Here is a 20,457-nt window from a genome sequence, read left to right on the forward strand (position 1 = left end):
TGGCGCACCCCTGATGCTCATCGCGTGCCATTACCCCCGTTCATTGCTCCGTCTTGGGAGCGGTTTTGTGGCCCGGCATTTCGTCGACGCTCAGAACGCCGTCGCCATTCTTGTCCAACCTGGCGAAGCGCTGGGCGAAGAACGCATCGAGCTCGGCGCGGTCGATGAAGCCGTCATGGTTCGAGTCCGCGCGCGCAAAGGACTGTGTCGGGTCGCCCTTGGTGCCGCGCTTTGCCTGGAGGACCTCCCATTCCAGCAGGCTGATCTTGCCGTCGCCATCCGTGTCGGCGGCCATGATCGCCTTCTCACGCCGCTTCTGGAACTTGGCCAGCGTGATTTCGGGCCTGGTCTTTGACGTGGCTGGCGCGGCAGCGGGGGGCGGTGCAGAAGGGGACGTCGCGGCCGGAGGCTGTGTCGCCGTCTGGGCGAACGCCGTGGCGGTCAGCAGGCTCAAGGCAGCGGCAAGGATCGAACGGCGTATCATGCTGGCGTCTCCGGTTGGCGCGCTGCCATGGCATTGTGCCGTGGCGACGCTTCTCCCGTTAAACGCAGCGGCGGTAGAAATCCGTCGGTGACTTTTGGGCCAGCAGGCGCATGCCGCAACAACGCGCCCGATCGGCGCTGCTTGCGCCCTGTTCGAACCCTTCAGCTGAAGGGCAGGAACTTGAGCAATTCCAAGAAAAGTGTGTACGGCTTTCCGGGAAAAGCGCGTAGCGCTTTCCCTATGGAATTGCGTAAAAACAAAGAGATAGAGCGTTTCGCCGCTTCCGCGAAACGGTGAACCGTTCTATGTCGATTGGTCCGCCACCACCAGCTGGTCCGGCTTGAAGCCGGCATGCTGCGGGGTCCATACATCGCCCTCGCGGTTGAACCAATGGCACATATATGTGCCGGAGGCGGCACCGTCGCTTATCGTCATCTTCGGGCCTCCGGACTTCAGCTTGACGACGTCTCCGGTCTTGAAACTGTTGGGCATTTTGACCTCCCATGCTGACGCCGGGAGTTTCACATCAAACCTCGGTCTCGACAATGGCGGATGCATTCGGCCAGCATCGCGATCCACAGTGCCAGGCGGCGTTTTGAGGTCGGGTCTCGGTCCCAGTTGTAGATTCGGTCGCAGTTGCAGCAATGTGTCTTGCCGTTTGCTGTCGAAATTGGATGTTGAAATTCCTGTTCGGCTGGTGGAGATTGATCCTCTGCTGAGTATTGAGCGCGGCTATCGCTTCGGCGATGCTGCCGATCTGGCACCATGAGTTTCGGACGGAGTTCTATCGAACCGTGATCAGAAGCAACAAACAACAGCAACCCGCATGCAGTCTCGTGCCGAATACAGTAGAGTTGCGACATTGAGTGAGAGAGGCTTGAAGCGCTTGGGGAAAAGCGAAGGGTTCCCATCAGAGCGCCGGAGGAAATGATTCGTCACGTTATGGTTGCTGCCTGCCCCAACGATCAAGCCGCTGATCAACGCCGGCTGGCAGGGGGGAGTACATGCCCGGGAAAGCATTGAGAGGAGGCCGGTTTGGCGAAGGCCAAGGGGATCGCTCTGGAGATTGCAGAGCATAGCGCAGCGAATCCCGATGCACAGAAGCCGCTGCGCAAGCGCTTGTTCGATCACCCGCTTCTGGTGGTTAAGCGGAAACTGTTATATCGCCTGCTGCATCCCCAGGCGCCACGGCACCCTGTGCCGCTTACAAAGCCGGTCCTCATCGTAGGCTCCGCGCCGGTCTCACACCCGCCGGTGGGTTTTCAGCGCGATGCTTTCACACTCTTTACCGTGAATGGCTCGCAGACCGTCACGGCCCGCTGGGGGATGGGTACCCCTGACGCGACATTTCTTTACGTCAACCAGCTTGACGCGACCAAGCCAAACGCTGTGGCCGTGCGCGCCGTCTTGACCGGCCAGGAGACCGATCTGCTCTGGATTGTGCGCGCACACCGCACGATGGAGGAATTGCGCTGCAACATCGCGGCCTTCAACTACCGCTGTCGCGACCTGCGCACGATGACCCGTCACCAGCGCATGGCGCTCTACGAAGCAGTGATGGGTGTGCCCAATTTCGAGATGCATCTGGAGGAGAAGTTCTCGACCGGGATCACGGCGGTCCTTTACGCCTTGCATAACGGCGCGCCGGCCGTGATCATCACGGGTATTGACCCGGGTTCGCACGGCCATGTGTACAACAAACTGAACATCGACCGGATGCACGTCGGTTCCGACCGTGCCACCCTGCTGGCGCTGTTGGCGCTCGGTTTCCCCCTTTATACGAGCGATCCGCATGTGGCGGGCTCGCTCGGTCTGCCACTCTGGACAGGCCAGTTCGGGAGATGTGAGGTCAAATAACAACGGTCGATGTGGCTTGCTGGTGAGCTGTCTCAAATGTGAGTGCGACGATCCGCTCGACAGCTCCGTCGTGAAGAGGTGCGATGCCGGTTGCTTGGCACTTGTCGCGCAAAAACACCATCGACACCTTCAGAGATGAAACGCTCGTGGCAACCCGGACACACGGCATTGCGAATGTGCTTCTGGTCTTCCGCGTGCAGTGCTGCCATGCTAGATTCGTCTAAATTCACATCAGATTATAGAACTGCCACATGATACCAATCTACATTGGCTATGATCCGCGCGAATCCCGAGTTCTGGACGTGGCGCGATGGAGCGCCTATCGGCGGACAAGCACCCCGTTGCAGATACAGCCGCTCGTGCTCAAGGACCTTGTAGCCCAAGGAATCATGACGCGACCGATGGAAGTACGTGACGGTAAGCTCTGGTGCCCGATTTCCGAGGCGCCGATGGCGACCGAGTTTGCCATATCGCGCTTTGCCGTTCCGTTCATGGGGCAAAGCGGCTGGGCCATGTTCTGCGATTGCGACGTCCTGTTTCTGAAGGATCCGGTCAAACTGCTCGATCTGCTCGATCCTTCCTACGCGATCATGGCGGTCAAGCACCAGCAACGCGAATCCGAAGCGGTCAAGATGGACGGACAAACGCAGACGTTCTATCGCCGCAAGAACTGGTCGTCGGTCGTTTTATGGAATCTGGATCATCCCGCCAACAAGCGGCTGACCAATGAGATGCTCAATACGTGGCCCGGACGTGACCTCCACGCCTTCAAATGGCTTGAGGACCATGAGATCGGCGAATTGCCCCTGGCGTGGAACTACCTCGTCGGGGCTTCGGCTTCCGAACTCGATCCCGCCGATGTCTCGCTGGCGCATTATACGCTCGGCGGCCCTTGGTTTGCGGGTTGGTCCGGCACCACGCAATGGGACGAATTGTGGAGCCGGGAAGAGAGCATCCTGCGCGCGTTTGAGGAACAGGCGGTTCAGATTCCCGGATGAAAACTCCGCTTTCGGATCTCTTGCCAATCTTCCAAAAACCAATTCTTCGCCTGCCCAGGGCCACAGGTCCCGCCTTGGTGATGGGGTCGGCGCCGAATTTTCGCCTCCCGCAGGGATATGATGCCGATTGGGCACTTGTGACCGTCAATGCTTCCCAGCTTTTGGCGGAAACCGTCGGCCTCCCCGTTCCTGATATCGCCGTTATCCGCCGCGGCATTTTTGTCGACGCCAGCGAACAGGATTTCTACAAGCGTGATCTGTTAAACGGACGCCAGGCAAAGCACCTGATCATCCCGGTTTGGCCCGATGTCGAGGACAAGCTGAAAGCCGGTTGTCGCACCTTCAATTATCGTTATGAAACCTTGCAGGCGCTTACCAAATGGCAGCTTGCCAACGTCGTCTGGCAGCTTAGCGGCAAATATCATATGTTCCGCGGCTGGCACCGGAAGATCTCCACCGGAGCCTTCGCGATCATACTGGCGCGTTTCGCCGGCTTTGCCCCTGTCGTCGTCAGCGGGTTTTCCCTGTCCCAGGCCGGGCACGGATACGACACCCGAAACGCCTTTCGATATCACGCCAACGAAGATGCGGCCCTGCTTGGGCGGGTGGTGAGAAGAGGCGAACCGATCTACGCGGAGGATAAAGACTTCGCGGCCGAAAGTGGATTACCCTTGTGGCAGGGACAGATGCCATGACGGCGACGTCAGCAGGGGCTGGGGAAGTGGTGCCGCTTGCGTGACTCGAACACGCGACCCCATCATTACGAATGATGTGCTCTACCAACTGAGCTAAAGCGGCCCGGGAAGCGTTAGGCCTCCAAGATGGGCTGGGTGATAGACTCAACCGACGGCGAATTCAAGATGGGCGATCGCGAATTCAGGATGCGGCCCGGCAATTCGTGTTGCGCGTCGTTCCGCCCCGACGCATCGCCGACAAAGCCGGCTGCCACGCCCTTACCGATCGGCCGGGACATTGCGCCTGGCGCCGTGCCTCCCTGCCGGCAAAGATCAATGAAGCATGTTGATTTCGTTGCCGGAATACCGCCAAGATGGACTTTGGACACTCCAACGAGGCAGAATGCGGACGCTCGCCCGTTGATTGATTGGTCGGCTGCGGCTAACGATCATGGCGAGGTTTGGGCAACGCACAGAGGGATCTCGCTTGGACGCAATCGAAAAAGCGATCCGGAACGCCCTCGAAAGAGGCAATGCCGAGGACCGCGCATACCGCGAAAAGGTCTATCGCTCGGCTTTCGCCGCGCTCGACCGCGCGCTCCAGGCCAATCCCGGCGTGACGGTGGAAGTCGCCATCAAGCGCCGCAAGGCGATACAGGCCAAGATCACCGAAATCGAATCCGAATTCCTGCCGGCGGTGCCGGATGTCGCTCCCCAGGCTGAGTCCGATGCACCGGCGGTCGAGCTTCCGGCGAGCCCGGCCGCACCCGCCGCAACCGGCGAGAGCGCCGCACCGCCCGCAGTTTCCGTCGACGAGCCTGCGCAGCCGGCTGCCGATGCCCCGCGCTCACGCGTCTTGCCGGTCGTTCCAGACATCATGCCCGACGCGACCCTTTCCGGCGTGCCGTCCATCGACATGTCGGCTCCCGCTTCGTCCGAGGCGACGGCTGAAGTGGCGCCCGATCGCGACGAGAGGCGCATCAGGGGCCGGCGGCTGCCGCTGACCGCCATCTTCCTCACCGTGACGCTGCTCGCCGCGGTCGGCATCGGGCTGTTTTTCGCCATGCAGACCGGCGTCTTCAAGACCCAGGCTCAGCTCGACACCGCTCCGCCCGAAGCGCCGCCGACCGTCGAGGACGACGATTTCACACCGGCCGATGGCGAGACCGGGCCGGAAAAGCCCGGCGCTGCCGATCAGGCGCGCAACTGGATCAACGTGTTTTCGCCCACCGACCCGGCGCATGTCAGCGCTCCGTCGGACGCCAAGGCGGAAACGATGAAGGACGATTCCGGGCCATTCCTGCGCATCCAGTCCGGCGCTTCCGGTTCGGCGATCAGCTTCGATGTCGGGCAAGGCGTGCTGGAGAAGCTCGCCGGCAAGCACGCCGTGTTCGATATCGTCGCCCGCGCCGAGGACGGCAAGGACACGCAGATCTCGGTCGACTGCAATTTCGGCGAGCTTGGTGATTGCGGCCGCAAACGCTATGCGGTCGGCCAGCAGCGCAACGAATATCTCTTCGACGTGAAATTCCCTGACAAGCGGCCCGGCTCGGCCGGAACGATCGCCATCAACTCCGATTTCGACAAGCAGGGCAAGGCGGTCAACATTTACGAGATACGCGTCTCCGTCGAGCCTTGAGCGCCGGCACCGGAGAGGGTGCGATCAACGATCGAGCAGCGCCTGCAGCGTCTCGATGCGGTCGGCCTCGTTGGCGGGCTTGTCCCAGCGCAGCCGCGAGATGCGGGGAAAGCGCATGGCAACGCCGGATTTGTGACGCGTCGAACGGTTGAGCCCTTCGAAGGCGACTTCCAGCACCAGCCCGTTGTCACGGTCGGCGCGCACCGAGCGCACAGGCCCGAAACGCTCGATCGTGTTGTCGCGGACATATTTGTCGATCTGCCTCAATTCCTCGTCGGTGAAGCCGAAATAGGCCTTGCCGACCGGCACCAGTTCCTCCTCGCCTTCCGCTCCGGACCAGACGCCGAACGTGTAATCGGAGTAGAAGCTCGAGCGCTTGCCGTGGCCGCGCTGGGCGTACATGAGCACGGCGTCCACCGTGTGCGGGTCACGTTTCCATTTGAACCAGGGCCCCTTCGGCCGGCCGGCGACATAGGGCGAATCCCAGCGCTTCAGCATCACGCCTTCGATGATCGGGTGCGGCGGCGCCCGGCGCAGTTCCTCCAGCGCCTGCCAGTCCGAGAACGCGACGAATGGCGAAAGATCGAAGCGGCTCGGGTCGAGCGTTTTCACGAAGGTTTCGAGGCGGACGCGCCGCTCCCGGAAGGGCAATCCCCGCAAATCCTCCGCGCCGACCTGCAAAAGGTCGTAGCAACGCATGAAAGCCGGATATTGCTGCTGCATCTTCAGTGACACCGTCTTGCGGTTCAACCGCTGCTGGAGGTCCGAGAACGTCCCTGTCGCTTCCCGGGGATCGCCGACCAGCAATTCGCCGTCGAGGGTGGCCGAGAAAACCATCGCCTCGGCGAGGTCGGGAAAGGCGCCGGAGACGTCGTCGCCGGTGCGCGAATAGAGCCGGCGGATGCCGCCTTCCGACACCGCCTGGACGCGGATGCCGTCCCACTTCCACTCGGCCGCGTAATCGGCGGGGTCGAGCCTGTCGAGATCGCCGTCGCCGACCGGGTTGGACAGCATCACCGGCCGGAACAGTGCCCGCGCGGCCCTCTCGGGCTTTGCGGCCTTGCCTTCCAGCCATGCGAACAAGGCTGTGTACGGCGGCGACAGCCCGTGCCAGAGTTCCTCGATCTCGGCGACGTCGACCTTGCCGAAATCCGCCAGTGCCTGCTTGGCCAGCCGCGCCGACACGCCGATGCGCAACCCGCCGGTGACCAGCTTGATGATGGCGAAGCGGGCCGAGATGCCGGCACTGTCGAGCAGGTTTGACAGCACTTTCGGGCCGTCGGAGCGGCTCGCCGCCTGCAGCTTCGCGACCACCTCACCGAGCGTCGGCTCACGGTTCGGTATGGTTCCGGGCGTCTGCGGCCAGACCAGCGACACGGTCTCGGCGAGATCGCCGACATAGTCGTAGGAATAGCCGAACAGCACCGGGTCCATGCGTTCGGTCACCAGCATGCGCAGCATCGCCGGCTTGATCGCGGCGATGTTGAGATCGCCGGTGATGGCAGCCAGCGCCAGCCCGCGATCAGGATCCTCGACGCTGCGGAAATAATCGGTCAGCAGCGTCAGCTTGCCGTTGCGCGACGGCGTCAGCACAAGGCGGTCGAGCAGTTCGGCGAAGCGATTCATGCCATCAATCGCCCTCGTCCTCATACCCCACCAGATGCAATGGCCGCGCAGCGATCCCTTCGAGTTCGCACCAGCGCACCAGCGCCTCCTCGCGCCCGTGTGTCACCCAGATTTCCTCTGCCCCGGTTTCCTTGATCGTGGCGGTCAGTTCGTCCCAGTCGGCATGATCCGAAATGATCAGCGGCAGCTCGACGCCGCCCTGCTTGGCGCGCTGGCGGATGCGCATCCAGCCCGAGGCGAAGCAGGAGATCGGATCGGGAAAGCGCCGCGCCCAGCGATCGGCGAAGGCGGCCGGCGGGCCGACGACGATGGCGCCGGTGAAATCATCCTTGCTGGCGCTCTCCACCGTCGCCGGCTCGAGCCTGCCGAGATCGATGCCCTGGCTCTGGTAGTAGTCGCTGAGCTTGGCCAGCGCGCCGTGGATATAGATCGGCTTGTCGTAGCCAGCGTCGCGCAACAGCCGCATCACCCGTTGCGCCTTGCCCAGCGCGTAGGCTCCGATGAGATGCGAGCGTTCGGGGAACTGCGCCGACGATTTCAGGAGCCGCGCGATCTCCTCCTCGTCCGGCGGGTGGCGAAACACCGGCAGGCCGAAGGTTGCCTCGGTGATGAACACATCGCACGCGATTGGCTCGAACGGCAGGCATGTCGCGTCCTGCTGCCGCTTGTAGTCGCCGGAGGCGACGATGCGCATGCCCTGACGCACGACCGCGATCTGCGCCGAGCCCAGCACATGGCCGGCCGGATGAAAGCTGATGTCGACGCCGTTGAAGGCAATTCGCTCGCCCAGTCTAGCCGCCTGTGTCGTGCCTGCAAAACCCTCGCCATAGCGAAGCCTCATGATGTCCAGCGTCTGCTGCGTCGCCAGCACCGAGCCGTGGCCGGAGCGTGCGTGGTCGGAATGGCCGTGCGTGATCAGCGCCCGGTTGACCGGCCGCACCGGGTCGATGAAGAAGTCGCCCGGCGGGCAGTAAAGGCCCTCGGGCCGGGGATGGAGCAGGTCGCTGGCGCGCATCGTTCCAAGATAGTGGCTAATTCGGGCGCGGGAAGCCTGTTGCAAGAGACTGCTGACTCGTCCTACAGCCACCCGCCGGGCAGCAGTCAGGCAACGCACTCTGAGGCCTGCGGATGCCTCTGCTGCGAAAAAGCCCCAATCGCATGCCGGATTATGTCGGGGCAGTGTCGTAAGGAGGGATTTTCCATGCGCTGGAACATGATGGCCTTGGCCTCTTGCCTCGTTATGGCGGGCTGTGTCGGCAACTCCATGTCCGAGCGCCAGGACGAAAACGTCCAGTCTTCACTGCAGTATGACAGCGTGCCTTGCGGCCAGTTGCTGGCGCAACGCAACGCCCTGGCTCGGCAATACAATCTGTCCCAGCAGGCCAAGCCGACATTCTCCAACCCCGCGATGGGCTTCGGCCCGTTCATTCCGGATATCCGCTCCAAGACCAAGCGCGATGCCGACAAGGCAAGCGGCGAGATCGACGCCATGAACCGGTCTATCGAGCGCCGCGATTGCGGCAAGCCGGACAAGCAGAAGAAGTTCGCTCTGCCCGGCTGACGCAGGTCGCCTAGTCTAAGGCGATCCCGATGACCACATGCCAGCGGCCTAATATCCCGCTTTGCGGTCCACCAGGTTCTCCAGCTTTTCGCCCCGCTCGAAGGCGTCCATCTGGCGCAGCATGATCGGCGCCAGGTGGACGGGATCGGACGTGGCCGCGGCATGCGGCGTCACGAACACTTTCGGATGGGCCCATAGCGGGCTGGTCTTCGGCAGCGGTTCGACCTCGAACACGTCGAGGCTCGCTTCCTTCAGCGTGCCGTCGTCCAGCGCGCGCACGATGTCGGCATCCTTCTGCAGGCGGCCGCGACCAGCATTGATCAGCACCGAGCCGCCAAGACCGTTGCGCTTGCGCAATTCCTTCAGCACGCCGTAATTGATGATACCCTTGGTATCCGGCGTCAGCGGCAGCAGCACGACCAGTATGTCTGTGGCATTGAGGAACGGGATCAGCCCGGCCTCGCCGCAATAGGTCGCGACACCTTCCATCGGCCGGTCGGTGCGCGACCAGCCATTGACCGCGAAGCCGAGCGACAGCAGCGCCGACGCCGCCGCGCGGCCGAGACTGCCGAGCCCCATGATGCCGACAGAGATATCTTCAGCGGTGCGCTGCGCCGGCTCGCGCCATATCTTCTTCGGCTGCTGCGACCGGTACAGCAGGCCCTGGCGGTGATGATCGAGCACCCGCCAGACGACATATTCGGTCATGTGCTGGGCCAGGTTGCCGGCGACGACCTTGACGATCGGCACGTCCGGCAGGCTGGGATCGGAGAAGATGTGGTCGACACCGGCGCCGATCGAGAAGATGGCGCGCAGATTGGGCAGCGACCCCAACAGGTTCGGCCGCTGTTTCCACACCACCGCATAGGTGATCGAAGGATCGCTGGCGCCGTCCGGCTCGAGCACCACCTCGCGCTCTGCGGACAGCAGTTCGCGCCAGCGCTGCGGGTGAAAGCCGGTGACGGCAAGCAGGATTTTGCCTTTTTCCATTTATGGATTTTGTCCTGTTGTTCGGTTTGGAGCAATTGCGGGAAAGGCGCAAGGCGGCTTTCCGTCCGGAATTGCGAAGGAAGGAGTCACTCGCTGACGACCCCCGTCGGGGCGGTTTCTATCTTGAAGGCGGCCGAGATCAGCGCCCGAGTATAGTCGGTTTGCGGCTTTTCAAAAATCTGTTCGGAAGGACCGGCTTCGACGATCTGGCCATTGCGCATGACGATGACATCGTTGGCCAGGGCCCGGATGACCTTGAGGTCGTGGCTGATGAAGAGATAGGCGAGGTCATGCTTGGCCTGCAGGCTGCGCAGGAGGTCGACGACCTGCGCCTGCACGCTCATGTCGAGCGCCGAGGTCGGCTCGTCCAGCATGACGAAACGCGGGTTGAGCACCATGGCGCGAGCAATGGCGACGCGCTGGCGCTGGCCGCCGGAGAATTCGTGCGGATAGCGGTTGCGCGTCGCCGGGTCGAGCCCGACTTCCTTCAGCACGTCGACCACCTTGTCGTCGCGCTCGTCGAGCGACAGCTTCGGCTCGTGGATCTTCAAGCCTTCTTCGATGATCTCGGCGATGGACATGCGGGGGCTCAGCGAGCCGAAAGGATCCTGGAAGACGATCTGCAATTCGCGCCTGAGCGGGCGCATGGCGTTGAACGAGAGCTGGTTGATGTCGCGCCCGTTGAACTGGATGGTTCCGCTCGACGAGATCATCCGCGCCAGCGCCAGGCCGAGCGTGGTCTTGCCCGACCCGGACTCTCCAACCACGCCCAGCGTCTGGCCGGCCCGCACGGTGACATCGATGCCGTCGACCGCCTTCACATGGTCGACGGTGCGTCGGAAGAAGCCCTGCTTGATCGGAAACCAGACTTTGATGTCCTTGCCGGTCATCACGGGTGCCGCGGCGCTGTTGGCCGCGGGTGGCTTGCCCTTGGGCTCGGCCGCCAGGAGATGGCGCGTATAGGCGTGCTGCGGATTGGCGAAGATGTCCTTGGTAGGCCCCATCTCGACGATCTTGCCCTTGGTCATCACGCACACCCGGTCGGCGATCTTGCGCACGATGCCGAGATCATGGGTGATGAACAGCATCGACATGCCCTTGCGGCTTTTCAAGCCGGCCAGCAGCTCAAGGATCTGCGCCTGCACGGTGACGTCGAGCGCCGTCGTCGGCTCGTCGGCGATCAGGAGTTCCGGCTCGTTGGCCAGCGCCATGGCGATCATGACGCGCTGGCGCTGGCCGCCGGACAGCTGGTGCGGATAGGCGTCGAGGCGCTTCTGCGGCTCGCGGATGCCGACCTCGTTGAGCAGGGCCAGCGTGCGCGCCTTGGCCGCGCGGTCCGCCATGCCCTGGTGCAGCTTCAGGATCTCGACGATCTGCTGCTCGATCGTGTGCAGCGGATTGAGCGAGGTCATCGGCTCCTGGAAGATCATGGTGATCTTATTGCCGCGCACCTGCCGCAGTTGCTTCTCGTTCATGGCGAGCAGGTCGGCGCCCTGGAACAGGATCCTGCCCGAGGGGTGGCTTGCGCTGGGATAGGGCAAGAGCTTCAGCACCGACAGCGCCGAGACCGATTTGCCGGAGCCGGATTCGCCGACCAGCGCCACCGTCTCGCCCTTGGCGATGTCGAAGGAGATGTGATCGACGGCCAGCGACTGCTGTCCGCCTTGCGCAAAGGCGACGCTGAGGTCCCGGACCGAGAGCAGGGGAGGCTCGCTCATCGGAACGTCTTGCGCGGATCGAAGGCGTCGCGTGTCGCTTCGCCGACGAAGACCAGCAGCGACAGCATCAGCGAGATGACGACGAAGCCGGAAATGCCGAGCCACGGCGCGTTGAGATTGCGCTGCGCCTGCTTGAGCAATTCCCCAAGCGAGGCCGAGCCCGGCGGCAGGCCGAAACCGAGATAGTCTAGCGAGGTCAGCGTCGAGATCGAGCCTGAGAGCAGGAACGGCAGGAAGGTCAGTGTCGCCACCATGGCGTTGGGCAACAGGTGCCGGAACATGATGGTGCGGTTGCGCACGCCGAGCGCGCGCGCCGCGTTGACGTACTCGAAATTGCGCGCGCGCAGGAATTCGGCCCGCACCACGCCGACCAACGCCACCCAGGAAAACAGCAGCATCAGCCCGAGCAGGATGAAGAAGCCCGGCGGCAATATGGCGGCGACGATGAGCAGGAGATAGAGCACGGGAATAGCCGACCATATCTCGATGAAGCGCTGGAACAGCAGGTCCGTCCAACCGCCGAAATAGCCCTGTAGGGCGCCGGCCGCGACGCCGATCAGAGCCGAGCCGGCGGTCAGGATCAGTCCGAACAGCACCGAGATGCGGAAACCGTAGATGACCCGCGCCAGCACGTCGCGCGCCTGGTCGTCGGTGCCCAGCCAGTTCCAGTTACCGACGCTGCAGGCCGGATCATCAGCCCCTTGCGGGTACTGGTTGCAGCGCGTCTTGGCGTCATACTGCCAGGACGGCTTGGCCGGGGCTGCTTCGGGAATGGCGTTGTTGACGGTCTGGTATGAATAGCGGATCGGCGGCCAGATCATCCAGCCATTGGCGTTGATCTCGTCCTGGATCACCGGGTCGCGATAGTCGGTGACGGCATAGAAGCCGCCGAACTTCTCTTCGGGATAGGCGACCAGCACCGGAAACAGGATCTCGCCCTTGTAGGAGGCGATGATCGGCTTGTCGTTGGCGATGAATTCGGCGAACAGCGACAGCACGAACAGGACAAGGAAGATCCACAGCGACCAGTAGCCGCGCCGGTTGGCCTTGAAGTTCTGCAGGCGGCGCTTGTTGAGCGGCGACAGAAACGGCCGCGGCATCCGCTCCGGCACGACCCCGGCGGTAACACTTGCCTCCGACATCAAACGTCTCTCCGCTCGAAATCGATGCGCGGATCGACCCAGGTGTAGATGAGGTCGGACAGCAATCCGACGAACAGGCCGAGAAGCGAGAAGATGTAGAGGTTGGCGAACACCACGGGATAGTCGCGTTCGACCACCGACCGGAAGCCGAGCAGGCCGAGCCCATCGAGCGAGAAGATGTTTTCGATCAGCAGCGAACCGGTGAAGAAGGCCGAGATGAAGGCGCCGGGAAAACCGGCGATGACGATCAGCATGGCGTTGCGGAAGACATGGCCATAGAGCACCTGCCGTTCCGAGAGGCCCTTGGCGCGGGCGGTCACCACATACTGCTTGCGGATTTCCTCCAGGAAGGAATTCTTGGTCAGCAGCGTCGTCGTGGCGAAAGCCGACAGCACCAGCGCCGTCAGCGGCAAGGTCATGTGCCAGAGATAGTCCCCGATCTTGGCCGGCCATGACAACTGGTCCCAATTGTCCGAGACGATGCCGCGCAGCGGGAACCAGTCCCAGAACGAACCACCGGCAAACAGCACCATCAGCATGATGCCGAACAGGAAACCCGGAATGGCATAGCCGACGATGACGACGCCGCTGGTCCAGATGTCGAAGGGGCTGCCGTCCTTCACCGCCTTGCGGATGCCGAGCGGGATCGAGATCAGGTAGGACAGGAGCGTGATCCACAGCCCGATCGAGATCGACACCGGCATTTTTTCCAGGATCAGGTTGAGCACCGAAATGTCGCGGAAATAACTGTCGCCGAAATCGAACCGGATATAATTCCACAGCATCAGGCCGAAGCGCTCGAGCGGCGGCTTGTCGAAGCCGAACTGCTTCTCCAGCTTCTTGATGAATTCCGGATCGAGCCCCTGCGCGCCGCGATATTTTGAACCGACGTCACCGGCGGCATCGAAATTACCGCCGCCCGCATCGCCGCCGCCACCGCCCAGACGGTCGCTGCCGCCCTGGTTCGTCAGCTTGGCGATGACCTGCTCGACCGGGCCGCCGGGCGCAAACTGGATGACGGCGAACGAGATCGCCATGATGCCGAACAGGGTCGGAATCATCAAAAGGATGCGGCGCAGGATATAGGCGCCCATCAGATGGTGCCCTCCCGACGCATGTGATTGGCGAAACCGTCGATGAACGCGCCTCTTTCCCCGTCACTATACGGGCAGAGGATGCCGGTCCACCCTCCGCAGCTGCGGCGCAGCTGCTGCGGAGGACGGGCAGGCAGGTGAGGGGCGGTGCTTACGCCCGCAAGAAATTCAGCCTTTGCCAATTTTTGCCGCCTTGCCCTTGTCGAACCACCACAGCGTCTCGACCGGAAAGCCGAAATCGGGCTTTTGCTCGACGAAGCCGAACATGTCCCAATAGGCGACGCGGTGATTCGCCAGATAGTATGTTGGAATCCAGTCCAGCCGCGCGCGCAAGACCCGATCGAGCGCTCTGAGCGCGGTGACGAGTTCGGACCGGCTTTGCGCCTTGCCGGCTGCCACGATCAACGCGTCGATGGCCTTGCTTTCTGTTCCGGGGTAGTTGCGCTGCCCCGGGATTTTCGCCATTCGAGAATCATAGAGCATCTCCAGGCTGTCATCAGTCGGCGTCGCCCCGATCGACCAATGCAGCACGGTAAGATCGAAGTCGAAATCGCTCTGCCGCTGTTCATATTGCGCCGAATCGACCTGCCGGATCGAAGCGTCGATCCCGATCGCCTTCATATTCTCGGACCATGGGGTGTAGATGCGAACGATGCCGTCATCCTCCGTCAGCATTTCCACCCGCAGCCGCTCGCCCTTGTCGTTGACGACGAAATTGCCCGCCCGCTTCCAGCCGGCTTGCGCGAGCAATCTCGAAGCCTCGCCCAGCAGCTTGCGATCATGGCCTGACCCGTCGGACAGAGGCTGCGTCACGGCTTCGCCAAAAACCTCCGGTGGCAACTCGGCCCGGAATGGCTCCAGCAGGACCAGTTCCTCAGGCGAGGGCAAGCCTTCGGCCTTGTAATCCGACCGTTCGAAGTTCGATTGAGAGCGCTCGTAAGAGCCATAAAACAACGCCCGCTTCATCCATTCGAAATCGAAACACCGGGCGATCGCCCGTCGCACCCGCTCATCGCGGAATTGCGCACGACGCTGGTTCAGTGCGACGCCCTGCATGTCTGGCGTCTTCTCGCCGGGAAATTCCCGTTTGACGACCTTGCCGTCCTTGAGCGCCGGAAAATCGTAGCCGGTCGCCCAGACCCGCGCGGTAAACTCCTCGCGAAAATGCGTGTCACCCTTCTTGAAGGCTTCGAACGCCGCCTGCCGGTCGAGATAGAAGTCGATGCGGATACGGTCGAAATTATACTGGCCGCGATTCACCGGGAGGTCGCGGCCCCAATAGTCGGGCACGCGCTCATATTCGACTGTCTGTCCCGCGGCCACTCGCCCCATTTTGTATGGTCCCGAGCCGAGCGGCGGCGTCATCGTCGAGGCATTGAAATCATTGACCGCATAAAAGGCCTTGGACACGATCGGCATCGCCACGATCCTGAGGATGTTTTGCGCGGACTGTTCGCCGTTGAAGGTAAGGTTGAGGGTGAGTGGATCCTCGGCGACCGCGTCGGTCATATACCGCAACGCCTGGGAAAGGTTCGGATGCCCTTGCTCTTTGTAAAGCTTCAACGCGAAGACGACGTCTTCGGCGGTTAGCGGCGAGCCGTCGTGGAAACGCGCTTGCGGTCGCAGCGCGAAGCGGAAGCCGTTGCGGTCTTGCGACAAGGTGACGGACTCGGCAAGCAGGCCGTAGACCGCATCCGGCTCGTCGAGCGCGCTTGCCATCAAGGAATCGAAACAGAGTTCGGTGCGCGGCGGCGCATCTCCTTTCAATACCAGGGAATTCAACGTGTTGAAGGTCAGGAAGCTTTGGTTGAGCGTGGCGTTCGGCGGCGCGAAATTCATCTGGCCGCCCTTGGGTGCATCCGGATTGACGTAGTCGAAATGCGTGAAATCCGGTTTGTATTTGAGGTCGCCGTAGGCGGACAGGCCGTGCAGTTTGGTGCCGGTCGCAACATTGGCAAAGGCTTTTCCGGGCAACAGGGCGGCGACAGCGGCGGCACTGCCCAGGCCCAGGAAATCGCGACGGGGCAGCACCGCCATCAATTGTTGCCCTTGTATTTGGCCGCCAGCGCCTTTTCCTTCTCCGGATCGATCCACCAGGAATTCTGGTCGGCGCCGATATAGCTCGGCTGTTTGGCGGGAATGCCGAATTTGTTCCAGTAAGCCAGCCAGACCACGGCTCGATAGTACTGCGGCACGACGTAGTAGTTCCACAGCAGCACGCGGTCGAGCGCATGGGTGGCGGCAACCAGATCGTCGCGGTCGGTGGCGAAGATGATGCGGTCGACCAGGGCATCGACGACCGGGTTCTTGATGCCGGCGTAGTTGCGCGACCCCGGCCGGTCGGCTGCCCTGGAACTCCAGAAGTCGCGCTGCTCATTGCCAGGCGATTCCGACTGGCCGAGTTGCCCGATAATGACATCGTAGTCGAAATTGTTGACGCGGTTGACGTACTGGGTCTGGTCGATGATGCGCAACGTGGCGTCGACGCCGATCTTGCGCAGATTGGCGATATAGGGGCTGGAGATGACCTGGTCGGTGTCGTTCCAGCCGAGTATCTCGAACTTGAACGGCTCGCCGGTCTTGGCATTGACCATCTTGCCGCCCTTGATCACCCATCCAGCCTTGGCGAAGAGGTCGACTGCCTGCTTCAGGTATTTCCGCTCGGCCTGCGGCGAATCGTAGACCGGCAGCTTGAATTCCTGGGTGAACAGTTCGGGCGGCAGCTTGTCGCGATACTGTTCAAGAATTTCCAGCTCCTTGCCTTGCGGCAAGCCGCTGGAGGCCAGTTCAGTTCCCTGGAAATAGCTGCTGGTGCGGGTGTTGAACCCGTAGAACAGCGTACGGTTCATCGTCTCGAAGTCGAAAGGATAGGTCAGCGCGGCCCGCACCAGGCGGTCCTGGAACAGCGGGCGCCTCTGGTTGAGCATGAAAGCCTGCATCGGCTCTGGCGAGGTGGTTTTGAATTCCTGCTTGATGACATCGCCGGCCTTGACCGCCGGGAAATCATAGAATGTCTTCCAGCGCTTCGAACTGTTTTCCGGTTTGATGTCGTCAAGTCCGCCCTTGGTGAAGGCCTGCCAGGCGGCATTGTCATCAAGAATGTAAGTGAAACGCTGCCTGTCGAAATTCTCGCGACCGACCTTCACCGGCAGCTTGGCACCCCAATAGTCCGGCACGCGCTGCCAGACGATTTCCGAGCCAGGCTTGAAGCTGGCGATCTTGTAGGCGGCGGAGCCGAGCGGCGGCTCCAGCGTCGGCCTGGTGACGTCGCGCTTCTTGCCGTTGGCATCCGTGCCTTCCCACCAGTGTTTCGGTAGCACGGCGAGGTCACCCAGGATTTTAGGCAGCTCGCGGTTGCCCTTCTGGCTGAAATGAAACTCGACTTCGCGATCCGAGACGGCCACGGCATCCGTGACATTCTCGAAATAGCGGCTGTACATCGGGCTGTTCGCCTTCAGCACCTGGAATGACCAGATCACGTCGTCGACGGTGATAGGCTGGCCGTCATGCCATTTCGCGCGGGGGTCGAGCCGGTAAGTCGCCGAGGAAAAGTCGGCCGGGTATTTGTAGGCGTCGGCGATCAGCGGATGGCTGACACTGCCTTCGTCGGTCGCCTGCTCCATCAGCGTGTCGTAGAGCAGGCCGCCGCCGAACCCGACCAGGCCGGCGGCCGGTGAACCCTGCACGATATAGGGATTGAAGCTGTCGAAAGTGCCCAGTACCACCGAATTCAGCGTGCCGCCTTTGGGTGCGTTAGGGTTCACGTAGTCGTAGTGCTGGAAATTGTCGCCATATTTGGATTCGCCGATCAGCGATGAAGTGGTGCGCCACTCATCGGCCAGGGCCGCCTGCAACCCCGCGGCCAGCAGGGCCGCCGCCAGCAACGATTTGAGAAGCACTCGGCCAAGCGTCATCCACTGTCCTCTTCGCGATGCGTGCCATCATCCAGAAAGGCAATCTAGATGATTTGCCGCGCGTGAAAACCGCCATGCGCGGCTTTGTCGCCGTAGAGGCGGTTTTCCTAACGAAAAAGCCGGGCTGAACCCGGCTTTTTCAAGGTCGTCGAGACTATATCCGGTTTATTGAGCAGGCGCCGGTGCCGGGGCGGCCGGAGCTGGTGCGGCGGGAGCCGCAGGCGCCGCCGGCTTGGCGGGAGCTGCGCCTTCGGCCGGCTTGGCCGGTGCGGCCCCTTCGGCGGGCTTGGCGGGGGCGGATGCATCGGCGGCAGCGCCCGGCGCGGGCAGCGGCTTGGGATTGTCCGACAGCGTGCGCAGATAGGCGATGACGTTGGCGCGGTCTTCTTCCTTCGGCAGGCCGGCAAAGCCCATCGCCGTGCCTTTCACGAATTTTTTCGGCGAGGTGATGAAGTGGTTGATGTTGTCGTAGGTCCACTTCTCGGTGCCGCCCTTGGAAAACTCCTTCATGCCGGCCGAATAGGCGAAGCCCTCATGCTCGGCGACCGGGCGGTCGATGAGATCCCACAAATCCGGGCCGACCTTGTTGGGGCCGCCCTTCTCGCCGGAGTGGCAGGCCTGGCATTTCTTGAAGATGGCAGCGCCCTGTTCGGCACTTGCGTTGGCCAGAAGATCCGCGATCGGCTTTTCGGCGGCTGCCGGAGCGGCGGGGCCGCCCTCGGCGGGCTCGGCGGCCTCGATGGCGAAGCCGGGCTTTTCCGGAGCGGGCGAGGCAAACAGCGCGTCCGACACGATGCCGACCGAGAACACCACGAAAACGGTTCCGAGCAATCCGGCGAGCAGCTTGTTGACTTCGTTGGAATCCATACGCCCCTTGCTCCCTTTTCCGGCGGACCGATCCGTCCACTCCGTCCGTCGGTATCGAGACCTGCCCTCCAGAGCCGGTCAAATCGCGCGGAAACTAGGTCTTTTGCTCCGGCGTTGCAACACCTATAAGGGCGCTTCCAGTGAGACCTTTTGCCACTTTCCCCTCCTCGTTTCGAACGCCCGCCAAACCGATGTCCACCTTGATCCTGATCCCCGCCCGCATGGCCTCGACCCGGCTCCCGGGCAAGCCGCTGGCCGACATTGCCGGCGCCCCGATGATCGTCCATGTCGCGCGCCGCGCCGCCGAGGCCGGGCTTGGCCGTGTGGTGGTGGCGACCGACACGCAAGGCGTGGCGGAAGCGGTGCGCGCGCATGGTTTCGAGGCGGTGATGACGCGCTCGGACCACGAATCGGGTTCGGACCGGATATTCGAGGCCCTGACGGTGCTGGATCCGGCAAACAAGGTCGAAACCATCGTCAATGTGCAGGGTGACCTGCCGACCATCGATCCCGCGATCATCGTGGCCTCGCTCAGGCCGTTCGAGGACAAGGCGGTGGACATCGCCACGCTCGGCGTCGAGATCGAGCGCGACGAGGAAAAGACCAATCCCAACGTCGTCAAGATCGTTGGCTCGCCATTGTCGGCCACCAGGCTGAGGGCGCTTTATTTCACCCGGGCCACCGCGCCCTGGGGCGAGGGCGCGCTCTATCATCATATCGGTCTCTATGCCTATCGCCGCTCGGCGCTCGAGCGCTTCGTGGCGCTCAAGCCGTCGCCGCTTGAACGCCGCGAGCGGCTGGAGCAGTTGCGGGCGCTGGAAGCCGGCATGCGCATCGACGCCGAGATCGTGCGGTCGCTGCCGCTCGGCGTCGACACGCCGCAAGACCTGGAACGGGCCAGAACGATCCTTTCAAACTGAGCGCCGAACCGACACCCCTTCAACGAGAATTGGCCATGCCTGAAAAGACCAACAGAATATCCTTCCAGGGCGAGCCCGGCGCCAATTCCGACACCGCCTGCCGTAACGTCTATCCCTCGATGCAGCCTTTGCCATGCCCGACCTTCGAGGACGCGTTCAACGCGGTCGAGACCGGCAAGGCCGATCTCGCCATGATCCCGATCGAGAACACCATCGCCGGGCGCGTCGCCGACATTCACCATCTGCTGCCGGAATCGAGGCTGCACATCGTCGGCGAATATTTCCTGCCCATCCATTTCCAGCTGATGGTGCTGCCAGGTGTGAGGCGTGACGAGATCAAAACCGTGCACAGCCACATCCATGCGCTCGGCCAGTGCCGCAAATACGTCCGCAAAAATGGCTGGAAGGCGGTTGTCGCCGGCGACACGGCGGGCGCGGCCAAGATGGTCTCCGAGGTCAAGGACCGCACCATGGCCGCCCTGTCCCCGGCATTGGCCGCAACGCTCTACGGCCTTGACATCATCGAGGAGAATGTCGAGGACACCGATTCCAACGTCACGCGCTTCGTCGTCCTGACCAAGAACAAGCAGTGGGCCGAACGCCCGTCGCCTGACGCCAAGATGATGACGACCTTCATCTTCCGCGTCCGCAACGTGCCGGCCGCCCTCTACAAGGCGATGGGCGGTTTCGCCACCAACGGCATCAACATGACCAAGCTCGAGAGCTACCAGCTCGGCGCCTTCACGGCGACACTGTTCTACGCCGACATCGAGGGCCACCCCGACGATCCGCTGGTCAAGCTGGCGCTGGACGAGCTTCGCTTCTTCTCGCGCGAAGTGCGGATCCTCGGCGTCTATCCGGCGAGTGAGTCACGCGAGCAGTGGAAGGTAGCGGATTAGAGCGGAATGAATTGAGGCTGAATCGGGTGGGATTCCCTAAGGCTTGCAAATCTGATTCAACATGCTGGCTGGGC

Annotated in this window: 18 protein-coding genes, 1 tRNA gene and 1 pseudogene; 7 read left to right on the forward strand and 13 right to left on the reverse strand. The window is 62.4% G+C overall.

The window, feature by feature from the left end:
- Positions 1-40 precede the first annotated feature (40 nt).
- Together FJ940_RS21835 and FJ940_RS21840 are read right to left on the reverse strand one after the other, a co-directional pair.
- Positions 41-484, reverse strand: coding sequence for an EF-hand domain-containing protein (locus FJ940_RS21835; RefSeq protein ID WP_140657885.1), 444 nt, complete (start codon positions 482-484; stop codon positions 41-43).
- A gap of 303 nt (positions 485-787) precedes the next feature.
- Entirely contained in the window at positions 788-976 is a 189-nt protein-coding gene (locus FJ940_RS21840; protein WP_140496939.1) for a DUF2158 domain-containing protein, read from the reverse strand.
- A 543-nt stretch (positions 977-1,519) separates the two neighbouring features.
- Between FJ940_RS21840 and FJ940_RS21845 the strand changes: the two genes are divergently transcribed.
- Complete coding sequence (locus tag FJ940_RS21845; protein WP_224618237.1) at positions 1,520-2,341, forward strand: membrane-anchored protein; 822 nt, start codon at positions 1,520-1,522, stop codon at positions 2,339-2,341.
- 10 nt (positions 2,342-2,351) lie between these two features.
- Here the strand turns inward: FJ940_RS21845 and FJ940_RS28880 are convergent.
- Positions 2,352-2,487, reverse strand: a pseudogene (locus FJ940_RS28880) (IS630 family transposase); the annotation flags it as partial.
- Between the two features lie 213 nt (positions 2,488-2,700).
- Here FJ940_RS28880 and FJ940_RS21850 point away from each other — a divergent pair.
- Together FJ940_RS21850 and FJ940_RS21855 are read left to right on the forward strand one after the other, a co-directional pair.
- On the forward strand, positions 2,701-3,339 hold the full coding sequence (locus tag FJ940_RS21850) for a hypothetical protein (protein ID WP_224618235.1): 639 nt from the start codon (positions 2,701-2,703) through the stop codon (positions 3,337-3,339).
- Positions 3,336-4,034: a hypothetical protein gene (locus FJ940_RS21855; RefSeq protein WP_140559695.1), complete on the forward strand. Its 699-nt coding sequence runs from the start codon at positions 3,336-3,338 to the stop codon at positions 4,032-4,034. The genes FJ940_RS21850 and FJ940_RS21855 overlap by 4 nt, the downstream gene beginning before the upstream one ends.
- A gap of 27 nt (positions 4,035-4,061) precedes the next feature.
- On the opposite strand, the gene FJ940_RS21860 is transcribed toward FJ940_RS21855, so the two are convergent.
- A tRNA-Thr gene (locus FJ940_RS21860) sits at positions 4,062-4,137 on the reverse strand.
- Between the two features lie 363 nt (positions 4,138-4,500).
- Here FJ940_RS21860 and FJ940_RS21865 point away from each other — a divergent pair.
- Positions 4,501-5,652, forward strand: coding sequence for a hypothetical protein (locus FJ940_RS21865; protein WP_140496901.1), 1,152 nt, complete (start codon positions 4,501-4,503; stop codon positions 5,650-5,652).
- Positions 5,653-5,676: 24 nt separating this feature from the next.
- Here the strand turns inward: FJ940_RS21865 and FJ940_RS21870 are convergent, their stop codons facing one another.
- On the reverse strand, positions 5,677-7,278 hold the full coding sequence (locus FJ940_RS21870) for a cisplatin damage response ATP-dependent DNA ligase (RefSeq protein WP_140513094.1): 1,602 nt from the start codon (positions 7,276-7,278) through the stop codon (positions 5,677-5,679).
- A 4-nt stretch (positions 7,279-7,282) separates the two neighbouring features.
- On the reverse strand, positions 7,283-8,293 hold the full coding sequence (locus FJ940_RS21875) for a ligase-associated DNA damage response exonuclease (RefSeq protein WP_140657887.1): 1,011 nt from the start codon (positions 8,291-8,293) through the stop codon (positions 7,283-7,285).
- Positions 8,294-8,479: 186 nt separating this feature from the next.
- Here FJ940_RS21875 and FJ940_RS21880 point away from each other — a divergent pair, with 186 nt between their 5' ends.
- A complete protein-coding gene (locus FJ940_RS21880) occupies positions 8,480-8,839 on the forward strand; it encodes a hypothetical protein (protein ID WP_140513098.1) in 360 nt (119 codons plus the stop codon).
- Between the two features lie 48 nt (positions 8,840-8,887).
- Here the strand turns inward: FJ940_RS21880 and FJ940_RS21885 are convergent, their stop codons facing one another.
- The 7 genes from FJ940_RS21885 to FJ940_RS21915 form a co-directional block, all read right to left on the reverse strand.
- A complete protein-coding gene (locus FJ940_RS21885; RefSeq protein WP_140496893.1) occupies positions 8,888-9,829 on the reverse strand; it encodes a glyoxylate/hydroxypyruvate reductase A in 942 nt (313 codons plus the stop codon).
- 86 nt (positions 9,830-9,915) lie between these two features.
- A complete protein-coding gene (locus FJ940_RS21890) occupies positions 9,916-11,547 on the reverse strand; it encodes an ABC transporter ATP-binding protein (protein WP_140513100.1) in 1,632 nt (543 codons plus the stop codon).
- Positions 11,544-12,689, reverse strand: a complete 1,146-nt coding sequence (locus FJ940_RS21895) for an ABC transporter permease (RefSeq protein WP_140657889.1) — start codon at positions 12,687-12,689, stop codon at positions 11,544-11,546. Before FJ940_RS21895 ends, FJ940_RS21890 begins: the two co-directional genes overlap by 4 nt.
- Positions 12,689-13,783, reverse strand: a complete 1,095-nt coding sequence (locus FJ940_RS21900) for a microcin C ABC transporter permease YejB (protein WP_140496886.1) — start codon at positions 13,781-13,783, stop codon at positions 12,689-12,691. Before FJ940_RS21900 ends, FJ940_RS21895 begins: the two co-directional genes overlap by 1 nt.
- 168 nt (positions 13,784-13,951) lie before the next feature.
- Positions 13,952-15,820, reverse strand: coding sequence for an extracellular solute-binding protein (locus FJ940_RS21905; protein WP_140657891.1), 1,869 nt, complete (start codon positions 15,818-15,820; stop codon positions 13,952-13,954).
- A complete protein-coding gene (locus FJ940_RS21910) occupies positions 15,820-17,697 on the reverse strand; it encodes an extracellular solute-binding protein (RefSeq protein WP_140496882.1) in 1,878 nt (625 codons plus the stop codon). The genes FJ940_RS21905 and FJ940_RS21910 overlap by 1 nt, the downstream gene beginning before the upstream one ends.
- A gap of 165 nt (positions 17,698-17,862) precedes the next feature.
- Complete coding sequence (locus FJ940_RS21915; protein ID WP_140496880.1) at positions 17,863-18,564, reverse strand: cytochrome c family protein; 702 nt, start codon at positions 18,562-18,564, stop codon at positions 17,863-17,865.
- 191 nt (positions 18,565-18,755) lie between these two features.
- On the opposite strand from FJ940_RS21915, the gene FJ940_RS21920 reads away from it, so the two are divergent.
- Together FJ940_RS21920 and FJ940_RS21925 are read left to right on the forward strand one after the other, a co-directional pair.
- Complete coding sequence (locus tag FJ940_RS21920) at positions 18,756-19,484, forward strand: 3-deoxy-manno-octulosonate cytidylyltransferase (RefSeq protein WP_140496878.1); 729 nt, start codon at positions 18,756-18,758, stop codon at positions 19,482-19,484.
- Positions 19,485-19,519: 35 nt separating this feature from the next.
- Positions 19,520-20,383 carry a prephenate dehydratase gene (locus tag FJ940_RS21925; RefSeq protein ID WP_140496876.1) on the forward strand — a complete coding sequence of 288 codons (864 nt, stop codon included), beginning with the start codon at positions 19,520-19,522 and terminating at the stop codon, positions 20,381-20,383.
- The last annotated feature ends 74 nt before the right edge of the window (positions 20,384-20,457 follow it).

It is taken from the genome of Mesorhizobium sp. B2-3-7, assembly GCF_006442695.1.
Lineage (GTDB): Bacteria > Pseudomonadota > Alphaproteobacteria > Rhizobiales > Rhizobiaceae > Mesorhizobium.